This window comes from Natronolimnobius sp. AArcel1 (genome assembly GCF_011043775.1).
In the GTDB taxonomy this organism is placed as follows: Archaea; Halobacteriota; Halobacteria; order Halobacteriales; family Natrialbaceae; genus Natronolimnobius.
This window is the reverse complement of sequence record NZ_JAAKXY010000005.1, coordinates 58584-77257: the sequence shown is the minus strand read 5'-3', so window position 1 is coordinate 77257 and position 18674 is coordinate 58584. Positions and strand designations below refer to the sequence as shown.

Annotated in this window: 8 protein-coding genes; 3 read left to right on the top strand and 5 right to left on the bottom strand. The window is 57.5% G+C overall.

Going from position 1 to position 18674, the window contains the following annotated elements; genetic code table 11:
- The first annotated feature begins 156 nt into the window (after nt 1–156).
- Nucleotides 157–1107, top strand: a complete 951-nt coding sequence (locus G6M89_RS15500) for a hypothetical protein (RefSeq protein WP_165162798.1) — start codon at nt 157–159, stop codon at nt 1105–1107.
- Nucleotides 1108–1307: 200 nt separating this feature from the next.
- On the opposite strand, the gene G6M89_RS15495 is transcribed toward G6M89_RS15500, so the two are convergent.
- Together G6M89_RS15495 and G6M89_RS15490 are read right to left on the bottom strand one after the other, a co-directional pair.
- Nucleotides 1308–1763, bottom strand: coding sequence for a transcription initiation factor IIB family protein (locus G6M89_RS15495; protein WP_206335611.1), 456 nt, complete (start codon nt 1761–1763; stop codon nt 1308–1310).
- Nucleotides 1764–1902: 139 nt separating this feature from the next.
- Entirely contained in the window at nt 1903–9459 is a 7557-nt protein-coding gene (locus G6M89_RS15490; RefSeq protein ID WP_165162797.1) for a right-handed parallel beta-helix repeat-containing protein, read from the bottom strand.
- A 340-nt stretch (nt 9460–9799) separates the two neighbouring features.
- Here G6M89_RS15490 and G6M89_RS15485 point away from each other — a divergent pair, with 340 nt between their 5' ends.
- Together G6M89_RS15485 and G6M89_RS15480 are read left to right on the top strand one after the other, a co-directional pair.
- The gene (locus G6M89_RS15485; RefSeq protein WP_165162796.1) at nt 9800–12043 is read left to right on the top strand and encodes a histidine kinase N-terminal 7TM domain-containing protein; all 2244 of its coding nucleotides are present in this window, start codon (nt 9800–9802) and stop codon (nt 12041–12043) included.
- 229 nt (nt 12044–12272) lie between these two features.
- Nucleotides 12273–13886, top strand: a complete 1614-nt coding sequence (locus G6M89_RS15480; RefSeq protein ID WP_165162795.1) for a response regulator — start codon at nt 12273–12275, stop codon at nt 13884–13886.
- 80 nt (nt 13887–13966) lie between these two features.
- On the opposite strand, the gene G6M89_RS15475 is transcribed toward G6M89_RS15480, so the two are convergent.
- From G6M89_RS15475 to G6M89_RS15465, 3 genes are all read right to left on the bottom strand, one after another.
- Nucleotides 13967–14221: a hypothetical protein gene (locus G6M89_RS15475; protein WP_241175373.1), complete on the bottom strand. Its 255-nt coding sequence runs from the start codon at nt 14219–14221 to the stop codon at nt 13967–13969.
- 686 nt (nt 14222–14907) lie between these two features.
- On the bottom strand, nt 14908–16512 hold the full coding sequence (locus G6M89_RS15470) for a helix-turn-helix domain-containing protein (RefSeq protein ID WP_343162650.1): 1605 nt from the start codon (nt 16510–16512) through the stop codon (nt 14908–14910).
- Between the two features lie 122 nt (nt 16513–16634).
- Nucleotides 16635–18356: a histidine kinase N-terminal 7TM domain-containing protein gene (locus G6M89_RS15465; protein ID WP_165162793.1), complete on the bottom strand. Its 1722-nt coding sequence runs from the start codon at nt 18354–18356 to the stop codon at nt 16635–16637.
- Nucleotides 18357–18674: the final 318 nt, after the last annotated feature.

Genomic DNA, 18674 nt, shown 5'->3' with positions numbered 1-18674 from the left:
ACTCTCCCAGAAGATATAGCTCGTCTTTCTTATACCAAGTGTGTTAAAAATAATAGTGTGAACGATAGATCCTCCCCGGAACACGGTCGACACGGTCTGGATCGTCGAGCATTCCTTGTTGCCAGTGCTGTGAGTACAGTCGCAGTCACGGGGTGTTTGGGTTCTGATGATGGTGTCGAGGAAATTGAAGACTGGCACGACCTCAATGCCGTCCGCGACGAGGACCCTGACATCGATGAATACGTTCTGATCACCAACCTTGATGAAGCAACCGCGGGCTACGACGAACACGTCGGCAATTCTGATGGGGGCTGGCTCTCGATCGGGAACCGGCCGTCCGGCAATGCTACGTCGGCATTTAACCGCACGTTTGACGGAAACGGCCACGAAATTGCTGACCTAAAGATTGACCGCCGGTGGACATCGCATGTAGGGATGGGGCTCTTCAGTTGGAATATGGGGACAATCAAGAATATCACAGTCACTAACGCCGATATTACGGGCCAGCGTAATGTCGGCGGCCTCGCCGGGAGGAACGAGGAGGGAGAAGTGTTGGAGTCATCTGTGTGTGAAGCCAACATCACGGGCGAGCGTACTGTTGGCGGCCTAGTTGGGGAGAACAGAGACGGAGAAGTGTTGGAGTCGTTTACGTGTGCGGCCGATATCACTGGTGAGACCTCGGTCGGCGGTTTCGTCGGGCGGAACACCGGTGAGGTGTTGGAATCGTGTGCTGGTGGTGACGTGACTGGTGAAGACCAGGTCGGCGGTTTTGTTGGAGCGAACGCCGGAGGCGAGGTGGTGAGATCGTGGGCTGCCGTCGATGTGATTGGCGACGATACTAGTGGCGGATTCGCCGGGGAGCAAGACGCTGTGGTATCTTCGGGCTACTGGGACACCGAGGCGACGGGTCAGACGGAGGGAGTCGGAGACGGCGAGGGCGACCGAAATGTGGTTGGGCTGTCAACCGACGAGATGCAAGGTGAGAGGGCTGCGGAGAACATGAACGCGCTAGATTTTGAGGAAACGTGGGTCACCCAAGCTGATCCCGATCGCTTCCCAGTGTTGCAGTGGCTCAACGACGATAACGGGAAGACGGACGCCACGTGAGTCACGCTGACTGCCCCAGTGAACTACCCCTGCCTACTCACCAGCAAAAGCTGGTTCCTTGAGGCAGGGGCTTCCTGCTCCAACGACGTTGTCAGACGTAGTCTGACAGCCTGTCGAGGTTCCCTCGACAAACGCGACTTGCAGACACCGACTCTCGAGCAGTAGATCTGAGCCGAACTCAACCGTCATCACACCGCTTTCTATCTCTCGAGAATTTCGAGAAGCGCATCTCTGTGCGCTCGGATCGTTTTCGGAGACGTGTTCGAGACCGCGGCGAGTTCCTGTTGTGTGACCAGCCAGCCACGTTCTTGTCCCGCTCTGTACAGACAGGCCGAAGCGAATCCGTGTGGGTGACGACCAGTCGTGATTCGGGCCTCCGTTCCAAGTGCCGCCAACTCGAGTGCTCGATGTTGAACGTCATTTGGTGCTCCTAGCTCGCTTGCGAGTCGTGGAAGAACGCTCTGGGGCTGTGGAACGACAGTGGGCAGTTCCAATTCGGTGTTCATCGCTGCATACGCACACTCGAGATGCGATTGTGAACACACCGCTACATGACTGATCTCCTCGAGGCTTCGTCCGAGTCCGTTGCACCGACAGACCGCATAGACGCTTGCTGCTGCGATGCTCTCGAGTGATCGTCCATTCCGACGAAGCAGTGATTTGGTTGCCCCGTCGCCCTCTCGGGGGTGAAAACCTATCTCGAGCGAACGACCGGCTCAACACGGCCGTTGATCCGTGGTTCTTATTGTATAGAATATGCGAATAGTCAGTGCTGTAAGTGGTTCTGGTACGCAGTCACCGTCGCCGATATCTGATTGTAAATATCAAGAGGGCTATCGACACGAGGGTCACGACGATTCCAAAGCCCGGTTGTCCATCGTCGTATTCACCATCCGATCCGTCGTCAGCGTCATCGTCGTAGCCAGCGTCTTCGGAGACAGATTTTGTCCCCTCCACTTCGTCTACAAAGCTCTCTCCTTCCGCGATTACGACCCCAAAGTCGTACATACCTTCCTCTTCTGGGGCCGAAAGAGTAGTTTCGACGAGCTCGCCATCCCCGGCCTCGATATCGAAGGTTTGTATCTCCGACGTCTCCTCGTCGAAATAGAACTCGACCTCGACGGTCTCATCTTCGTCCCCCTCGTTTTCGATTGTGACCCAGATGTCCACATCCTCCCCGGGTACAGCCGTAGTCGGCTCGGAATAGATGGCACTCACGCGCCAGTCGGGCTCGGATGGTTCTAGTGCTTCGACGATCATCGTCTCGGTTGTTTCTTCCTCACCGACGGTGATGGTATACTCGTACTCACCCGCTTCGTTGGGAGCACTCAGCGAGAACTCGGCATCGTCGGCCCTTCCGGGGTCCAACTCGAGGGTTTCTGACTGTTCTTCACCCTCGAGATCAAGTGCGACGTTTGCGTCGCCTGCTTCGTCGCCTTGGTTGGCGACGGTGACGATCACTCGTTCTTCTTCGCCGGGTTCGAGAATCCCGTAGTCTGCGTCCGCGTAGATGATCGTGAACTTGGATTGTTCGTCTTCGATGACCGAGAGATTTGCCATCGCCTCGTCATTACCCGTCTTGACGCGATAGCTCGCGTTCCCCTCTGTCGTGGGTGACTTGAAACCGAATTCGAGGGTCTCGTTTTCACCACCCTCAAGTGTGAGCGATTCGTTGTCTAAGTCCTCACCCGTCTCGTTTGTTTTGCCGTCTTCGAGATAGGCAACGGTGACGTTTCGGTCAGCTGATAACGTCCCCGAGTTATTAATTGCAGCTGTAAGTGTCACGGCCGCACTGGGTTTGACTTCGTCTTCGGAGAACGAAACTGCCTCGAGATCGAACGAGGCGGGGCGATCAACGGTTACGTTTCCTGCCTCGACGTCATCGGCGGTGATGGTGTACGTGCCAACTTCCTCGACACTTTCGTTCGCCGTGACTGTCGTACTCGAGCCACCTTCGACCGTTGTGGTTTCGTTCGCGAACGCATCGCCATCAGCGTAGAAGACGACCGTATGCTCGCCATCTTCGTCTCCGTTGTTTTCGAGGGTAGTGTTCACCGGAACTGGGCCGTTCACGAGGGCAGTCGTGTTCTCGAGAGTCGCCTCAGTCACCGAAATATCGGCAGGATCAGGGGCAGGTGGCGATGGTGAGGGTGATGGCGCGGTTTCGATAGTCACCGATTCGGTCTCACTATGGTTCTCACTCGAGACGGTGATGGTGTGATCTCCAGCGTCACCGGTTTCAGTGTCCCAGGTGAGTGAAACTGGGCCGGCACGCTCACCACTGACAAGGTCAATGTCATCCTCGTCGAGATTGATCGATGTCGCGTCACTCGTGAGGGTGAGGCGCTGGTCACCATTGTCAGCCCAGTTAGTAACATTGGCCGTCACCTTGAGTGAGTCTCCCTCTTCGGCTGGTGTGCTCGTCTCAGTGATGTTTACCTCAAAGAAGGGATCCGTTTCTTGCCACTCGAGGGCGGGGTAGTCGTCGGTAGCGTACCAGGTCCCCTCACTATCGTGGAAGGCGAGGCTGTCCATCGTGTCGGTCGCATTCAGGTCAGTCATTTCGGCCGTCCGCAGGCCGTACTCGTCGGCATCTGAGCCTGCGGAAGCAAACTGGGTAGTCGCGTCGACGTCCCAGTAGGAGTCAGAGACGTCGCCCTCATCGTATCCAACCAGCCCACCGATGCTGCCCCCCGTTTCGTCGATTCCGCCGGTGGCATACGACTGCGAGACGTCGCCAGCGTTCTCTCCGATGAGCCCGCCCACGTTCTCATCACCAGTGACGGGGCTGTTTGCAGTCGTCTCTTGTACGATACCGTTATTGTTCGATCCAACGAGTCCGCCGACGCTCTTGGTCCCGCTAACTGTCCCGTTGGCGAACGAACTGTCGATGTCGCTTTGGGCCACGCCGACGAGCCCGCCAACGTTCTCTTCGCCCTCGACGGTGCCTGTCGCAGACGAGACACTCACTGTGCCACCCGGACCAGCGTTTCCGAGCAGGCCACCGACGTTCGTGCTGTCCTCGGCGTCGACGGTGACGGACGCGTGGGAATCTGTGATGTCGCCAATTCCGCCGCCAGATTCCGCACTGTATCCGACGAGGCCGCCGACCTCGCTTCCGTCTTCGACAGTGACCGAGCCCTCAACCGTGGCGTTGTCGACCTGGCCACTATTGGTCCCGAGGAGACCGCCGATTTCGAACGGACCTCCAGGTTCACTGCCCGGGTCTCCTTCGGCATCGACCGTCGCGCTGACGTTCGCGACCGTGCCGTCTGCAGAGCCGACGAGCCCGCCAACGTTCGATGTGCCTCGAACAGTCGCATTCTCGAGGTGGACGTCTTCGATAGTGGCCGCCCCGCCCGTCTGGCCGAAGAGACCCACGAGGTCTGACTCATCAGTACGATCGATGTACAGATCCGAAATCGTCGATCCGTCCCCGTCGAACGATCCTTCGAAGGCGTCAAGGTTCTCTCCAATCGGCTCGAACCCGTCACCGTCGTTGGCGCTTTCACTGGCAACCTCGCTGTAACCGGGCGTGTCGGCATCGAGAGTGTTCGCCAGGGTGACGTTCGCGTCCAGTACGAATCGAGTGTTGTCGAGGTGCTCCCAGTCTTCGATGAGGTAAGGGTCGTCCGCGCTCCCGTCACCGTCGGCAAAGAGGTCTTCCACGTTTAGCTCGAACTCCTCCTCAGCTGATTCGGCAGTCACCTCAAGCGTGTACGTGTCGGCATCGATATCGAGTGTGGTCTCACCGTCGAGTACTCCGGTGAGGTCGACGGTGTCATCGCCGTCGAATACGACCGACGTGGTCTCGTTGTCGATGCCCCCGATGTCGTCCATCTTGATGGTGGCCTCGCGCTCTTCCTCGAACGGGTCGCCAGCCAGGTCGAATGCCTCCGTGATCGTGATGTCCAATGGCTCACCTCGAGTGATCGTCGCGTTCTCGACTACGAGCGTTGTGAGAACGGGATCGACGGTCACGTCGAACTCGTCGCCTACTTCTTGGGACGTCACCGCGAGGTCGTCGTACGATCCTGCGGTGAGGGTTGGTGTTTCGCCGTCGAACAGTTCGACACTGGTTGCCACCCCCTCACTGATTTCGACGTCCGTCGTGGTGGGGTCTTCCTCATCGATATCGTCGACCATCAAGTCGATGGTGCCAGTGAACGTGTCTCCAGCGATGTCTTCGGCGTCGGTGACGTCGATTGTCAAGTCATCACCCTGCTCAATACCCTCGTTCGTTGGTTCGACGGTGAATTTGTCCAGCACCGCCGTGATGGTCACTTCTGACGTCGCTTCCACGTCGGTGTCCTCAGCCCACTCGAGGTCGATGCTCGTCTCCTGTGCGGCAAGAGTAGCCGTCTCGTCTGCCTCGAGGAGTTCGAATTCTACGTCGTCAGTGCCCGCGAAGTCAACGGACTTCTCCATATCTGTCTCGACACCTTCGAGGTCGCCGGTCGAGACGCTGATCGGCTTTTCACCGTGGAACTCATCTCCGGCCAGGTCGACCGCGTCAGAAGCCGTCATGGTGAGTGAGTCACCTTGCTCGAGTCCCTCGTTTTCGACGGCGAAGTCCGTGAGCACAGCCTCGAGTGTTACGTTGATCTGGGTCGTTGCGTCGGTCTCGTCGGCTTCGATGGTGACGTCATCGTACGCTCCCGCAGAAATCTCTTCTGTGATCTCTGCCTCGAAGAGTTCGATCTCGCTCACGGAACCGTCGTTTTCGAACTCGACGCCGTCGGCCAACAGCTCCTGTCCGTGGATATCGTCACCCGTCAGGCCGACCGTGTCAGTGTATGGGTCGCCAGCCTTGTCTTCGGCGTTCTCGAGCTCAATCTCGAGTGGTTCTCCTTGCTCGATTGCTACGTCGTCGTCGACATCGAAGTCAGCAAGGACGCCCTCCACGGTGAGGTTAAACGTGTCTGCCTGGACCTGGTCTTTGGTGTAGACTTCGACGATCGGGCTCGCTTTGGAGAGGTCCGCCGTCTCATCTGCACCGAGGAGTTCCACGTCGCTTGCGTCCCCATCCTCGAACGTGATGTTCTTTGTGACCGGCTCGTCGAAGACGCCAGCCCCGAACACAACTTCGCTCTCGTCGTCATAAGGATCCCCGATCGAGTCTTCGGCGTCCTCGAGGTCGACCTCGAGTGGCTCGCCTTGCTCGATGGTTACGTCGTCGACCTCGAGATCGACGAGGGCTGGTTCCTCGCCGAAGACGCCGATTCTCCTGTCCTCGGTGACGTTGCCGGTGACAACCTGCTCGTCGGTGTCGACACCGGAGTCATCAATCTCTTCCCACTCTTGGTTGTCGAGTCGCCAGAGCGAGAGCGTCTCGGGGTCGATTGTGTCTCCTGTTGTGAGTCGCGTTTCGTTGTAGTCGAGCTCGAGATCCATGTATCCGAACTGGCTGCCACTCTCGTAGACTCTGAAGAAGTAGCCAGTTGATTCGACATCGTCGGGGCTCTCGATGCTCGGTGGTTCATCCTTCCCATCGAGAAGCAGTTCCACTCCAGTGAACGTCACCGTTGTTTCGCCTGCCGGTGTCGTGAGCTGTTGGTTCTCGACGGACTGCTCAACATGGGTAATTTGCAGGTCATTGCCAGATTTTGTCCCGGTGTTGTTTTGCATTTCGACGGTTTCCTGGCCGACCGTGGCGATTCCTGCGCTGTTGTCTCCCCATACTTCCGCGCCGGTGAGTGAATTGTTCGTCACCGACCAGTCATCATCAGTGCCGGAAACTCGTATTGCGTGGCCGTTGGTATCATACAAACCAGCCACGGAAACAAAGGAACCAGAGATGAAATTATTGTCAACAGTATTCGACTCACCACGAATATCGATGCCAACGCCTGCGTGCCCGTAGATTTCGTTATGTGTGACGACTGTCTCTGCGCTGTCAACGTAGATGAGATCCTCGCCGTATTCCGATATAGAAACTTGCTCACTACCCGTGATCACCGAATCGGAAATTATGTTCCCTGAAGACTCATCAATTTTAATTCCTCTCCAATGCTCGCTCCCATCGATACTTGATACGTTAATAACGTTACCTAGAATATCATTATCCTCGCTTGACTCTTCGAGGAACAGTGCGGCTTGGGCGTTGGCCGTGAGGTTGTTTGCCTCGAGATGGCTGTCTGTGGTTCCCGAAAAGTAGATACCTGCATCTTCGTCTTCATCCCCGTTGTCGACGACTTCGTTCCTCGAGACGACGAGTTTCTCGGAGTTCACAACGTGCATTCCGTTTTCGTCGTTTTCCCTGAGCGTGTTGTTCTCGACGGCTGTGTCTGTAGCGTCAGCGAGATGGATGCCGCTGGTGGCACCCGACGTTACCGTGTTGTTGGCGATGGTGGTGCCCTGAACGTCCTCGAATACGAGTCCGGACTCGTCGCTCCCCTCAATAGTGTTGTATTTGACGGTAGCATCCTCGACGCCCCCGAGAGCGATGGCACTGCTCTCACTCTCCTCGACGGTGGTGTTGGTGACGGTCGCGTCCTCAATTTCAGTCATCTCAATGCCGACGTCCAATCCGCTGAGCGTGACGTTGGTGATGGTGACGGTGGAGTTGTCATTCGCAACGATGCCCGTTCCGCTGCCGGAAATCGTGTGATCGTTGCCGTCGAGAGAGACATCATCGGCCTCGATTTCGATGCACTCCCCGCTCGCTTCGATGTCGCCGGTCAGTTCGTACGCTCCCGCAGTATCGATGCTTTGACACTGTGCGATCACCTCACCAGCGCCGACGGACACTGTCTTGGTGTCCGTGTGGTTCTCACTTGCAACCGTCACATCGTCGAGATCACCCTCGTCCTCTTCGGTCTCCCACTCGAGTGTCAGCTCGATGTCCTCGCCGCTATCGAGGGTCACCTCCTCGGTGTCCACCTCGTCGCCGTCGAAGTCCCGCAGTTCGATGGATTGTGCGCCGCCGTCTGGGCCCCAGTTGATGACGGTGGCGTCAACCTCGAGTATCTCACCCTCCTCGATGGCAGAGTTCGTGCCGGTGATCTCCACACCGTAGACGGGGTCGGTGTCCTCGTACGAGAGGACGGGATAGTCGTCTTCGACGGCGTGCCAGCGATCGTCGCCGTCCGGGAATCCGAAGCCGTCCATGTTCTGCGGGGCGTTCGCGCCGGTCATCTCGTCGGTGGTCAGTCCGTACTCGTCGTCGGTGATAGGTTCTTCCTCGTCGCTGTCGAAGGATTTACTCACCCCTGTCGTTTCGGTGTCCCAGTAGGAGTCCTCGATATCAAAATGCGATAACCCATCCCCGACGAGGCCGCCAACAGCGTCTCCGTCCCCATCGACTTCCCCGACTGCGTACGTTCGCTCGAGGGCACTACCCGTAGCGTCACCGATGACACCACCAACCGAGTCGTTCCCGCGAACGGTCGCCGTGGCGTACGAATCGGAGAGGTCGGCATTCCCTGCGAATCCGACGAGCCCGCCGACCGAATCTGCATCCTCGTTTCCAATCGTTCCGTTCGCACTCGAGTTCGTGATCGGACTACCATCGGCTTCGCCAGCGATGCCGCCGATTTTCTCGTCGTCCCCATCAACCGTTCCGTTCGTAAACGAACTCGAATCGATACTGGAGCTAGGTTGGTGATAGCCAACGATCCCGCCAACACGAGAAAAGGGCGCATCCTGCTCAGAAAAGACTGTTCCCTCGACGGTTGTCCCAGTAATGGTTCCCCCGAAATTCGATCCGACAACGCCACCGGTATCCCCTGAAGCCGTTACGTCGACGCTCATGAAGACGTTCGAAATCTTTCCTTCATTCTCACCGATGAGGCCACCAACACCATGGGTCCCTGTCTCTATACGATCATCGTTCCCCCTAACCGTCGCAGACTCGAGTGTCAGGTTCGAAACCGTTCCATAATTCTCTCCACTGAGAGTGCCTACATTGATGTTTCCCTCAACTGTTGCAGACTCGAGTGTGAGGTCCGAAACCGTTCCTTCGGAACCGATGACTTCGAACAGCCCCACGAAGTCATCTCCACTGCGGTTGATGGTCAGATTGGCAATCGTCCGGTCGTTACCATCGAACGTGCCGTTGAATGCGTCGCCTTCTACGTCCCAGCTGCTGTCACCGTCTCCAATCGGCTCGAAGCCATCGTCGTCGTTCCACTCTTCGGTTTCGTTCGCCTCGATGTCGTCGACGAGCACGTAGTCCTTCTCGAGTCCGTGCTCGTCGATACACTGTAACTGGCTCAGGTTCTCGACCTCGTACCAGTCGCCGTTCTCCTCGTACTCGACGTCCTCACAGTCGGGAGCGGTCGGATCGGCCGCTGCCGTCCCGGCCATCCCAAGCGCCAGAGCCGCGAGGAGAACCACCACGAGACCGACCATACGCCTCACGCTGACCACCCGGTTCGTCCCTCTCTCGACGAGTTCGCCCGTTCCATCTCACCACAGACGGACTGCCAACATGCATCCGCCGCTCGAGCGAGCCACGTCCCCCACTGCAGCCGTTCCAGAGCACAGCGTGACTCGAAGCCTGTACGCGTCATCTAGTCCGTCCGTACTATCTTGATCGCTATAACTTCGATACCATCATATGCTAGAGAGCGCCGCGAGCGACCAGTACGCCACGGCGACGAGTACGCGTGGGTGAGCAGGCGAGCGGCCGGTCTGGGGCACGACAACACTCAAATACGAGACGGATAAACTCAGGGACACGTCAGACCGGATGTCGATTCAAGAACTCTACCTGCTCGTCGGTGGCCTCGTCGTCGTCCTGTTGGCCATCTTGCTCGTTCCGGTCTATCGCAATCGACACCACTCGAGTGCACCCGGGCTCCTGATCGTGATCGTCGGTGGCATCGCCTACACCGTCGGACTCGGGCTGACCGAGAGCGTCACGACGCCACAGCAGTGGACCTACGCGGCGAATCTGGCGCTCCTCGGGGCGAAGCTCTCGATCGTGGGATACGCGCTCGTGGTTGCAGACTACGCGAACGTGTTGAAAACCACGCGCAAAACGCTCCTCGTTGCCGCAATGTATCCGGTGACGGTTCAGCTCGCCCTCTGGAGCAACTCGGTTCACCACCTCGCGTGGGACCCCTACGAGACGCTGAATCCCGCCGCGATGACGGGACCGCACGAAGCGGCCCGGATACTGATCTGGGGACACGCAACGATCGGCTACAGTTTGATACTCATCGCGCTGATGCTGGCACTCCGGGAAGCCGTTCGCTCGAGTGGCCGACGCCGTCTCCAGAGCGTTGCACTGTTCGCCACTGCCTTTCCACCCTCGTTTTTGTACCTGCTCTCGGATCTCGATCTGACGACGCTCAATCTGGCACCGATCGGTGGGCTCGCACAGGCGTTCGCGCTGATCTGGGTGCTGTTCTACGCCAGCTTTCTGAACGTGATCCCTGCCGCCCGGTACCGCGCCGTCGAGCGAATGACCGACCCCTTCGTCACGATCGATCCACGGGGAACGGTGATCGACAGCAACCCCGCTGCCCGTCAGCTGGCAGCCGTTGGGCCGGACTGGGAACGGATGCCGATCGCTGAGTTTTTTCACCACGCTCCTCGGCAGGCAACACGGCTGACTGCCGTCGACACCGTCGCCTTCGACACCGAGAGCGACGGCGAGCGACACTTCGACGTGACGAGTTCGCCAGTGTACGCACCGGATGGGACACTCGAGGCCCACCAGATAGTCCTCCGCGAGATTACAGCACGGGTCACCCGCGAGAACGCGCTGCAAGCGAGTCGCGAACGGTATCGGTCGCTCTTCGAGAGTAGTCCGATCGTTCTCTGGGAGCTCGACCTCTCGGCGGCGATGAATCGGGCGGAATCGATCGCAGCAGAGACGACGGACCTCACCACGTATCTCGAGGACCATCCGGAGGAATACGAACGGGTGTTGGAACTCGTCGACGTCCTCGAGGTCAACCAGAACGCCCTCGACGCCTACGGTGCGTCCTCGAAAAAAGACCTTGTCGAGCAACTCCCCGATCTCCAGACGGCCGAGTCACTCGAGACGAACCGCCAGCTCGTCCAGCAGTTGCTGGATGGAGCCTGCAGACTCCGGGACGAGACGACGTATCGAACCCTGGACGGTGAGATTCGCCACGAACTGTTCGAACTCACCGTCCTCCAGACCACGGCTGAGGACTACTCTCGAGTGTTGCTCGCGAGCATCGACGTGACGGAATCGAAAACGTACGAACGGCGACTCGAGGCGCACAACCGAACCCTCGAGCGTTTAGCAGGCATCATCTCCCACGACCTCCAGACGCCACTGTCGACTGCCGAAAAGACGACGACGCTGTTGAGCATGGAACTGGACGACGCCGAGCCGGACGTGCTACAGACGATCGACGATCTGGAACAGATCCATCACCGACTGCGGGAGTTCACCGAGTACCTGCCCCGATTTGCCCGCGAGAGTACGAACGTCGAACACACGAGCGAGTGTGAGCTTGCGGCCGTCGCCGACGCAGCCTGGGACGTCGTCGACACGCACTCACTCGAACTCGTCGTCGAGAGTACGTGTGCCGTCGAAGCCGATCCAAGTCGACTCCAGCAGGTGTTCGAGAACCTGTTTCAGAACGTCGTCGGTCACGGCGTCGAAGCCGTAGCTGAGGTCCAGGGAAGCGGCGTTGGTGGAGACGAAAGCGACGGTGGACTATCGTCGACACCGAGCGGCAACGACCTCGCCGGGGAGTACAGTTCGGCTGCGACGACCGTTCGTGTTGGCTCTACTCCCCATGGATTCTTCGTCGCCGACGACGGCCCCGGAATCGGTACCACCGCGCTCGACGAGATCTTCGATTACGGGATGGGGACGGGCGATGGGTCGGGATTCGGCCTGGCGATCGTTCGAACGATCGTCGAAGCCCACGGATGGAGAATTTCGGCGACTGACAGTGAAACCGGAGGCGCTCGATTCGAGATCAGCACGGCCTATACCGACACATGATGGTGCGGGTTATATATGTTCGACAATCGTCGCGAGTGGTATGTACGTTCACGGTCTAATTCTTTCAAACATAAACGACCATCATTTAGCCAAGTTCGACATACGTCAGGAAATGAGAGGACAGGTGTAACCGTGACACTCATTGATCGGGATTCAGACGAACGCACACTCTTGACCACCCACCGTCCCATTGCGACGGTCGAAATCGCTTCTAGCGGTGTCCTGCCCGATGAGCGGAGATAACACCGCGCGCGAACCCACAAAAGCCCTCGAACAGCCTGTAGACATCTTGCTGGTTGACGATGACGAACAGTGGGCTCGCGTCACGGCCCGACTTCTCGAAACTACCGAACCCGCGTTCGACATTACGGTCGCCAATAGCTACACCGAAGGAAAGCGCCGTTTCGAGAACCGTACGCCGGAGTGTGTCCTGTGTGATTACCAGCTCGGTGATGATACCGGACTCAGCCTCCTCGAGGACGTTCGCCGGGTCGATTCAGATCTGCCGTTCTTGCTCATCACGGGCCGGGGCGATGAGGTCATTGCCAGTGAAGCCATCAGAAGGGGGGTCTCCGATTACCTCCCCAAAGACCACGACGACGACCAGGCCATGGTGCTGGCCAATCGTCTCCGGACAATTATCAGTTCGTATCGAGCCAACCGACAACTCCGGCGTGAACGGAGCGGAAAAGCGGCTGCAGTGGAGGTGCTCACTGCAACGGCAAACGCGTCCGAGGTTCTCGAGCAGTTCTGTCGGTTATTAACCGAAGAGCACGAGTATGCTGGGGCGTGGATCGGCACGGCGACGGCGTCTGGTCCCGTGGTTCCACAGGCAGCTGTTGGGTGTGATGAATACCTCACGAGCGTCATTGCGGGAAACGGTCCCGATTCGCAGGATCAGGATCCAGCAATTGCTGCAATCAAGTCGGGCGAGTTGGTTGCCAGATCATTCGTCGTCTCGAACGCGACAGAGACCACCAGCGACTACCAACAGATTGCTCTGAAGCATGGATTCAACAGTGCTGTCGGCGTTCCCATCTCTTACGATGGCGTTCAATTCGGTGTGCTTGGGGTCTACACGTCTGAACCGAAGATCACCAGTCAGGAACGAACCCTCCTCCAGGAGTTTGCAGAATTGATCGGATACGCCCGGCAACGAAATGAGTGGAAACAGTCGCTTCTCACTTCTCGCCCAGTCTCAATTGACGTCACGATTACCGATGAAGAGATTCTTCTCGTCCAGTTAGCTCGCGCTGTGGCAGTTTCTACCGACATTGCTGTGTTATCGGTCCTGGAGCGCACCGATGGCCAGACGTTATACCTGGCTCGTGTCAAGGGGGTTCGCCCCGGCGAACTCGAGTCTGCTGTAGACAGCTGCGAAGGACTCGAGCTTCTCGAGTGGACACGTGAGTCAGACACGATCCGTTGTGATCTACTTGCATCACCACCCACACCCGAAACGTCGCTCACTGAAGCTGGTGTGAGGTATCGCAGTACCAGTGTTTCTGCTGAGCAAACCATCCTTTCTGGAAGCGTTCCAGAGCCGAGTTCTGTCGCGAGCATTGTCGACTCTCTCGAGGAAACCTACGACAACGTAACTGCCTCAATTGTCTGGTTTGGGACCGAATCAGAGGCCCAGTCCTTTGGGTCGACCACTGAGATTCTCGAACCACTTACCGACCGCCAGCAGGAGGTCCTTCGGCACGCGTTCTACGATGAGTACTTCGAGATTCCACGTGGCTCGAGTGCAACAGAGCTCTCGGATCATCTTGGTATTGCTCGAGCCACGTTCACCCAACATCTCCGGGCTGGACAGCGAAAAATCCTAGAACAGTTGTTGTAAGTCCACAATTTGGTCTCAGCGGCGTTTGATACTAGTCTGTAGATCATCAGGACCGACTCAGTGGTGCTGCCTCTTCGACTTCAATCATATCCCTTCTCTTCAACGTAGAAGTGGATCGAGCGCTCGATAGAGACGAAACACGCCTCGATAATGACTGTGAAGTGCCCATTACGATTGAGCAGGAAACCTACAGCATCGAGAAGGTGACAGGCCTTCCGTAACTGGAGGACAGTTGAGTCGGAAACGTGCTCGAGTCCGACCTCAGGATTTGTGGGTTTTCTCTGGAACGCATCTTCCGCATCACCGAGCGCCGACTCAAACTTTTTCGACGTCATTCGTCACCACCTCCGAACAGATCGTACTTCACTTCCCACAGTGCCTCGTTCTCCGAGAGAACAACACCTTCCTGTAAAATTGGTTGGAGGTCTTCCCCTCGTCTGCAGGCGCTCTCCGGGGATTCTACGAAAACTTCGAACTCGTATCGCTGTCCATCTATCCGCTTTGTTTCAAGCTCGTGGGTAATATCAGAGATCGTTCGCCGTATGGCCACCAACTTGGGACCATCGTCCGTAGACAGCGAGACGACCAGAGAAGCCGAAACGTCTACTTCTGCGAATATTTGCTCAATTTCGTCAGATTGTTTGACGAGTGCTCCGTCAAGTTCTCAAAGCTGATCAATTATCTCTATCACCTCCGTAGCGGGCACTTCATCCGGGTCAGTGACATACATCAATCCAGCGGCAAGCAACACTCCACGGGTGAGTTCTACACTACCACGCATTCCATCGTACGCTGCGAGCGTCTCTGCCTGAGACGGTTCTAGTGGCCGGTTCCGTCTAACGCTCCGTGACTGGGCAGATAACTGTCTTTCCGTCAATTCACAGAAGTATAATTTCTAACCCTACTTGTGACAGCGCCGCAGACTACTACGTCAAGAAAGACCTGCCAGGAAATCGACTCACAGAAATGCAAGGAGGAAGCCCACGACTTCAGTCGTGGGTTACTGACAGTTCGAAGCCAGTCACCTGTGAATTCCCGATCCAAACAACTTCCGCTGGGCGGCCCGCAGGTGCTGAGTGAAAGTCGCCCGCGAAATGTCGAGGGCATCAGCGAGTTCGCCCGTGTTGTTGTGACGCGGTCGCTCGAAGTAGCCTGCCTCAACGGCGAGTTCGAGTACCTGTCGCTGTCGGTCGGTAAGATTGGCGACCGGCTCGGTTCGTGACATAGTGGCTTCATCGGTGGTCCAGAGCGTTTTCACCGCACCTTCACCATAGAGGTCCGAGAGGACGTCGACACACCCATTGACGGTATTCTCCCCACCAAGGACGGCCGAAATCCGTGCGTGCCTGCCGTCGACAACGGTTTGAAATAGCGAGACCCCGGCATCGACGAGTCGCATTTCGGGAGATGGTGATTCGACGACGAGTCCACACTGGATGGCATCATTGGTTCGGTGGTAGTCGATTGAGACAATCATTTCGGTCGTTTCAACGATTTCCGAGAGGGTGGCTTCCGCGACCCCCTCGAGACGCGTCACGTAGAGCACTTCGTGGTCACTTCGAGGGACAACCGTTGTGACGTGGAGCGTCGGATTTTCAGGGAGTGCTGCGGCAAGCTCGAGGAGTGGATGGCACCCATTGCTGAGTGCAAATTCGACAGTCGCAGTACCAGACGAGAGGAGTGTTTGCTTCCAGGCGGCCGTCTGGAAGGCATAGCCGATTGTCTCGGCGTACTCGGTGAGCAACACCTGTTCACGGTCGTCGATCTGTGGTGTCCAGCTATAAACTGTTAGCGCACCGAAATAGACGTCATTGTGGCTGATCGGGACCGCAGCCGCTGACCCAAACCCGTGGGCGACGGCAACCTGCTCCCAGTTGGTCGACTCAGTCTTTATTTCCTCGATAGGTGTCAGTGAGTGGACGACCAGTTCGGTTTCGTCGACTGCGCGGAGGGTGGGTTCGGTGCAGTCGGCTGGCCGTGTCCCTGGTGTGATTGCAGCTTCAAGATAGTCGGTGTCACCAGCCGCCGCCAGTGGGACAACCCCGCGGTCATCGTCGAGAACAGCGATTGACGCACAGGCGTATCCACTGTCGACCAGTTGTTCGCAGATGACTCCGCCGAGTTCTGAGCGAGTGGCCGAGGCGGTTACAGCTTTGAGAAGGGCCTCTTTGGACCGTCGTTCACGGGCCAACGCCCGGCGGCTCCGGTCAGCTTGGACAGCTGTTTCGATCCGCCGGACTAACCCGGTGGGCTGCTTGCCGAGATCCATCTTTCTGACGTAGTCGGTTACCTGTGCGCCGATCGCATCGCTGGCAACCGCCTCGTCACCCTGTCCAGTTACCAGGATGAACGGCAACTCGGGCTCGGTGGCACGAACCTCGGCCAACAGTTCGACACCGGTGCCGTCGCCGAGTTGGTAGTCACAGACGATACAGTCCGGTTCGGTGGCTTCGAGCGCGTCTCGGGCCGCCTGGAAACTAGTTGCCGTCGATACAGTGAGGTGCTCGTGGGAGCGTTCGAGCAGTCGACGCTGTGTCCGGGCCCACGTCTCGTCGTCGTCGATTAGGAGCACTGAAATCGACCGCTGCGACGTGGGTGGCGAAACTGAATCTGCCGTCTCGGTCACGGGCACACTCCACATACCCGTTGACTGGGACCTGCGACGACCACACCATTTCGAATATACTCCATCACAGCTGATAGTATTAGGAGAGAGTATTAAACCGTATGCCACGGCATGGTGGTATGCTACACGGAAGAACTGGCTTGCCGAGCGTGTGAAGCTGTCTCAATCTCGAAGCGCGTACCGCCTTGAGCGCCATCAGTGATCGATAGTGACCAGCCATGGGCTTCAACAATTGTCCGGACAATTGCTAACCCATAGCCGGATCCGCTCCCGGTCGACACCCCAAAAGCCAACAAATCCTCGCGTCTACCCGCAGGAATTCCTGGCCCGTCGTCCTCGAGATAAAATCCCGAAGCAGCGGGCAGTCGCCCAATTCGGACAGTTGTCGCTCCTGCCTGCCCACTGACCGCATGTTCGGCGGCGTTCCCAAACAGGTTCTCAAATGCTTGCTGGAGCCGATTGGGGTCTGCCTGTAGTGTGTCGGTCGAGTCAATCGACAGGCGAAGATCGCCGGTGTCAACCACCTCCCACGCTTCCCAAGCGACTGTTTCGAGATCACAGTCAATTGGTGTCTCCACATCAGTGCTTTCGCGAGCGAGCGCTGGAAGGCCCTCTGCAAAGGCTCGGAGCCGATGGTGGACGGTTTCTAGATCCGACAGCGACTGTTGCATTTCGGAGTGGGACGAATCCAGGTCCGATTTTATCAGATGGAGGAGATTCTCGCCAGTCGCCAACGGTGTCGCCAAATCGTGTGAGACGACGCTCGCGAGTCGTTCAAGCTGTTCGTTTTTGGCTTCGAGGCTCTCCTGTTGACGCTTTTGAAGCGTGATATCGGTCAACGAGAGGATACAGCCGCGAGGATTTCCTTGGGGAGCCGTCTCGGTGCCCCTGAGTCGGGCGATATACTGCCGTGGGACGCCATCGACCTCGATCACACACTCCATTGCCTCCTCGAGTTCCGGATGGAGATTGCCGCCCTCGAGCAGTGGGTCCGGAAGGATCGTGGTGAGGTCACGTCCCCCAACCTGGTCGCCATCAGCATCGACCAATCGCTGTGCGGCACGGTTGGCATCCAAAATCCGGTTTGACGTAGTGATGACGAACACCGGATTGTCGAGGGTGTGAAACACTCGTTCATGGGCAACCGGGACAAACCCGGTGAGTTCGGCACGCTGAACGATGGCAGCCAGTGGGATGCCGATGATGACGAAGACAACTGGTGTGAGGTCCGCTGTCGGAATTGGCTGGTAACCAAGGTGGAACAGGCCATTGGCGAGCCACGGTGCGCTCAGACAGCCAAAAAGCACCAGCGACTGGCGTCTGTACAGCCGGTTGTTCGTGACGGTCTCACCGACGATAAGGCCCGTCCCGATCAGGAGCAGGCCGTAGGAGTAGACGATATTGATCCGGTGGCCGATTTCGGGTGGTGTCTCGAGTAAGGCGATACCATCGACCGTCCGAACGAACATCTCGGCGTAGAACCAGGAGTGGTATGGAGCGGTCCAGACGAGCGCGAGAACGCTTGCCGGAACGACCGATAGGAAGACCATCCGCCGTCGCGAGAGCCACGCCTCACGATCGGTGTACTGGAGAGCGAAGACGACCCAGACAACTGGGGCTGTGACGACAGAGAGATACGATAGTTGGATAAAAAACAGCAGCCATGCCTCGGTGGTTGCGACGAGATAGCCGACGTAGGTAGTTGCCCAGAAGCCGATAACGAGCAGAAACAGGCCGAACGTGAAGGCTGGCTGTCGACGGTCGTATTTGACTAGTAACGAGACGGCGAGCAGGCCGCCAATGAGTGCTGAGCCAGCATAGGCGAGCAGCCCGGTGATATACATGAATTTATGCGTGTCTTTCTCATCGGGCAGTAGGACCTTATCGGTTCAACATTAGTCATTCAAGACACATAATGGGCGTGTAGTAGACAGAAACCGTTTCAGCACGTCATTTTCGCATACCACTATCCGCTGGTATTCAGTTTATGATGACTGTAACAGTACGGTTTGCGTACGCAATGCAAGATCTTCTTCACTCGGTATCCACCTGGCTTCGATTGTCACAGAATTGCCAAAACCTGTGTGAGACTGTCCGTCTCCTCTGGATTGATTGGCAGAGTGCTCGAGGACGCCAGACTGTTTCAGAACCAATACTGGCCC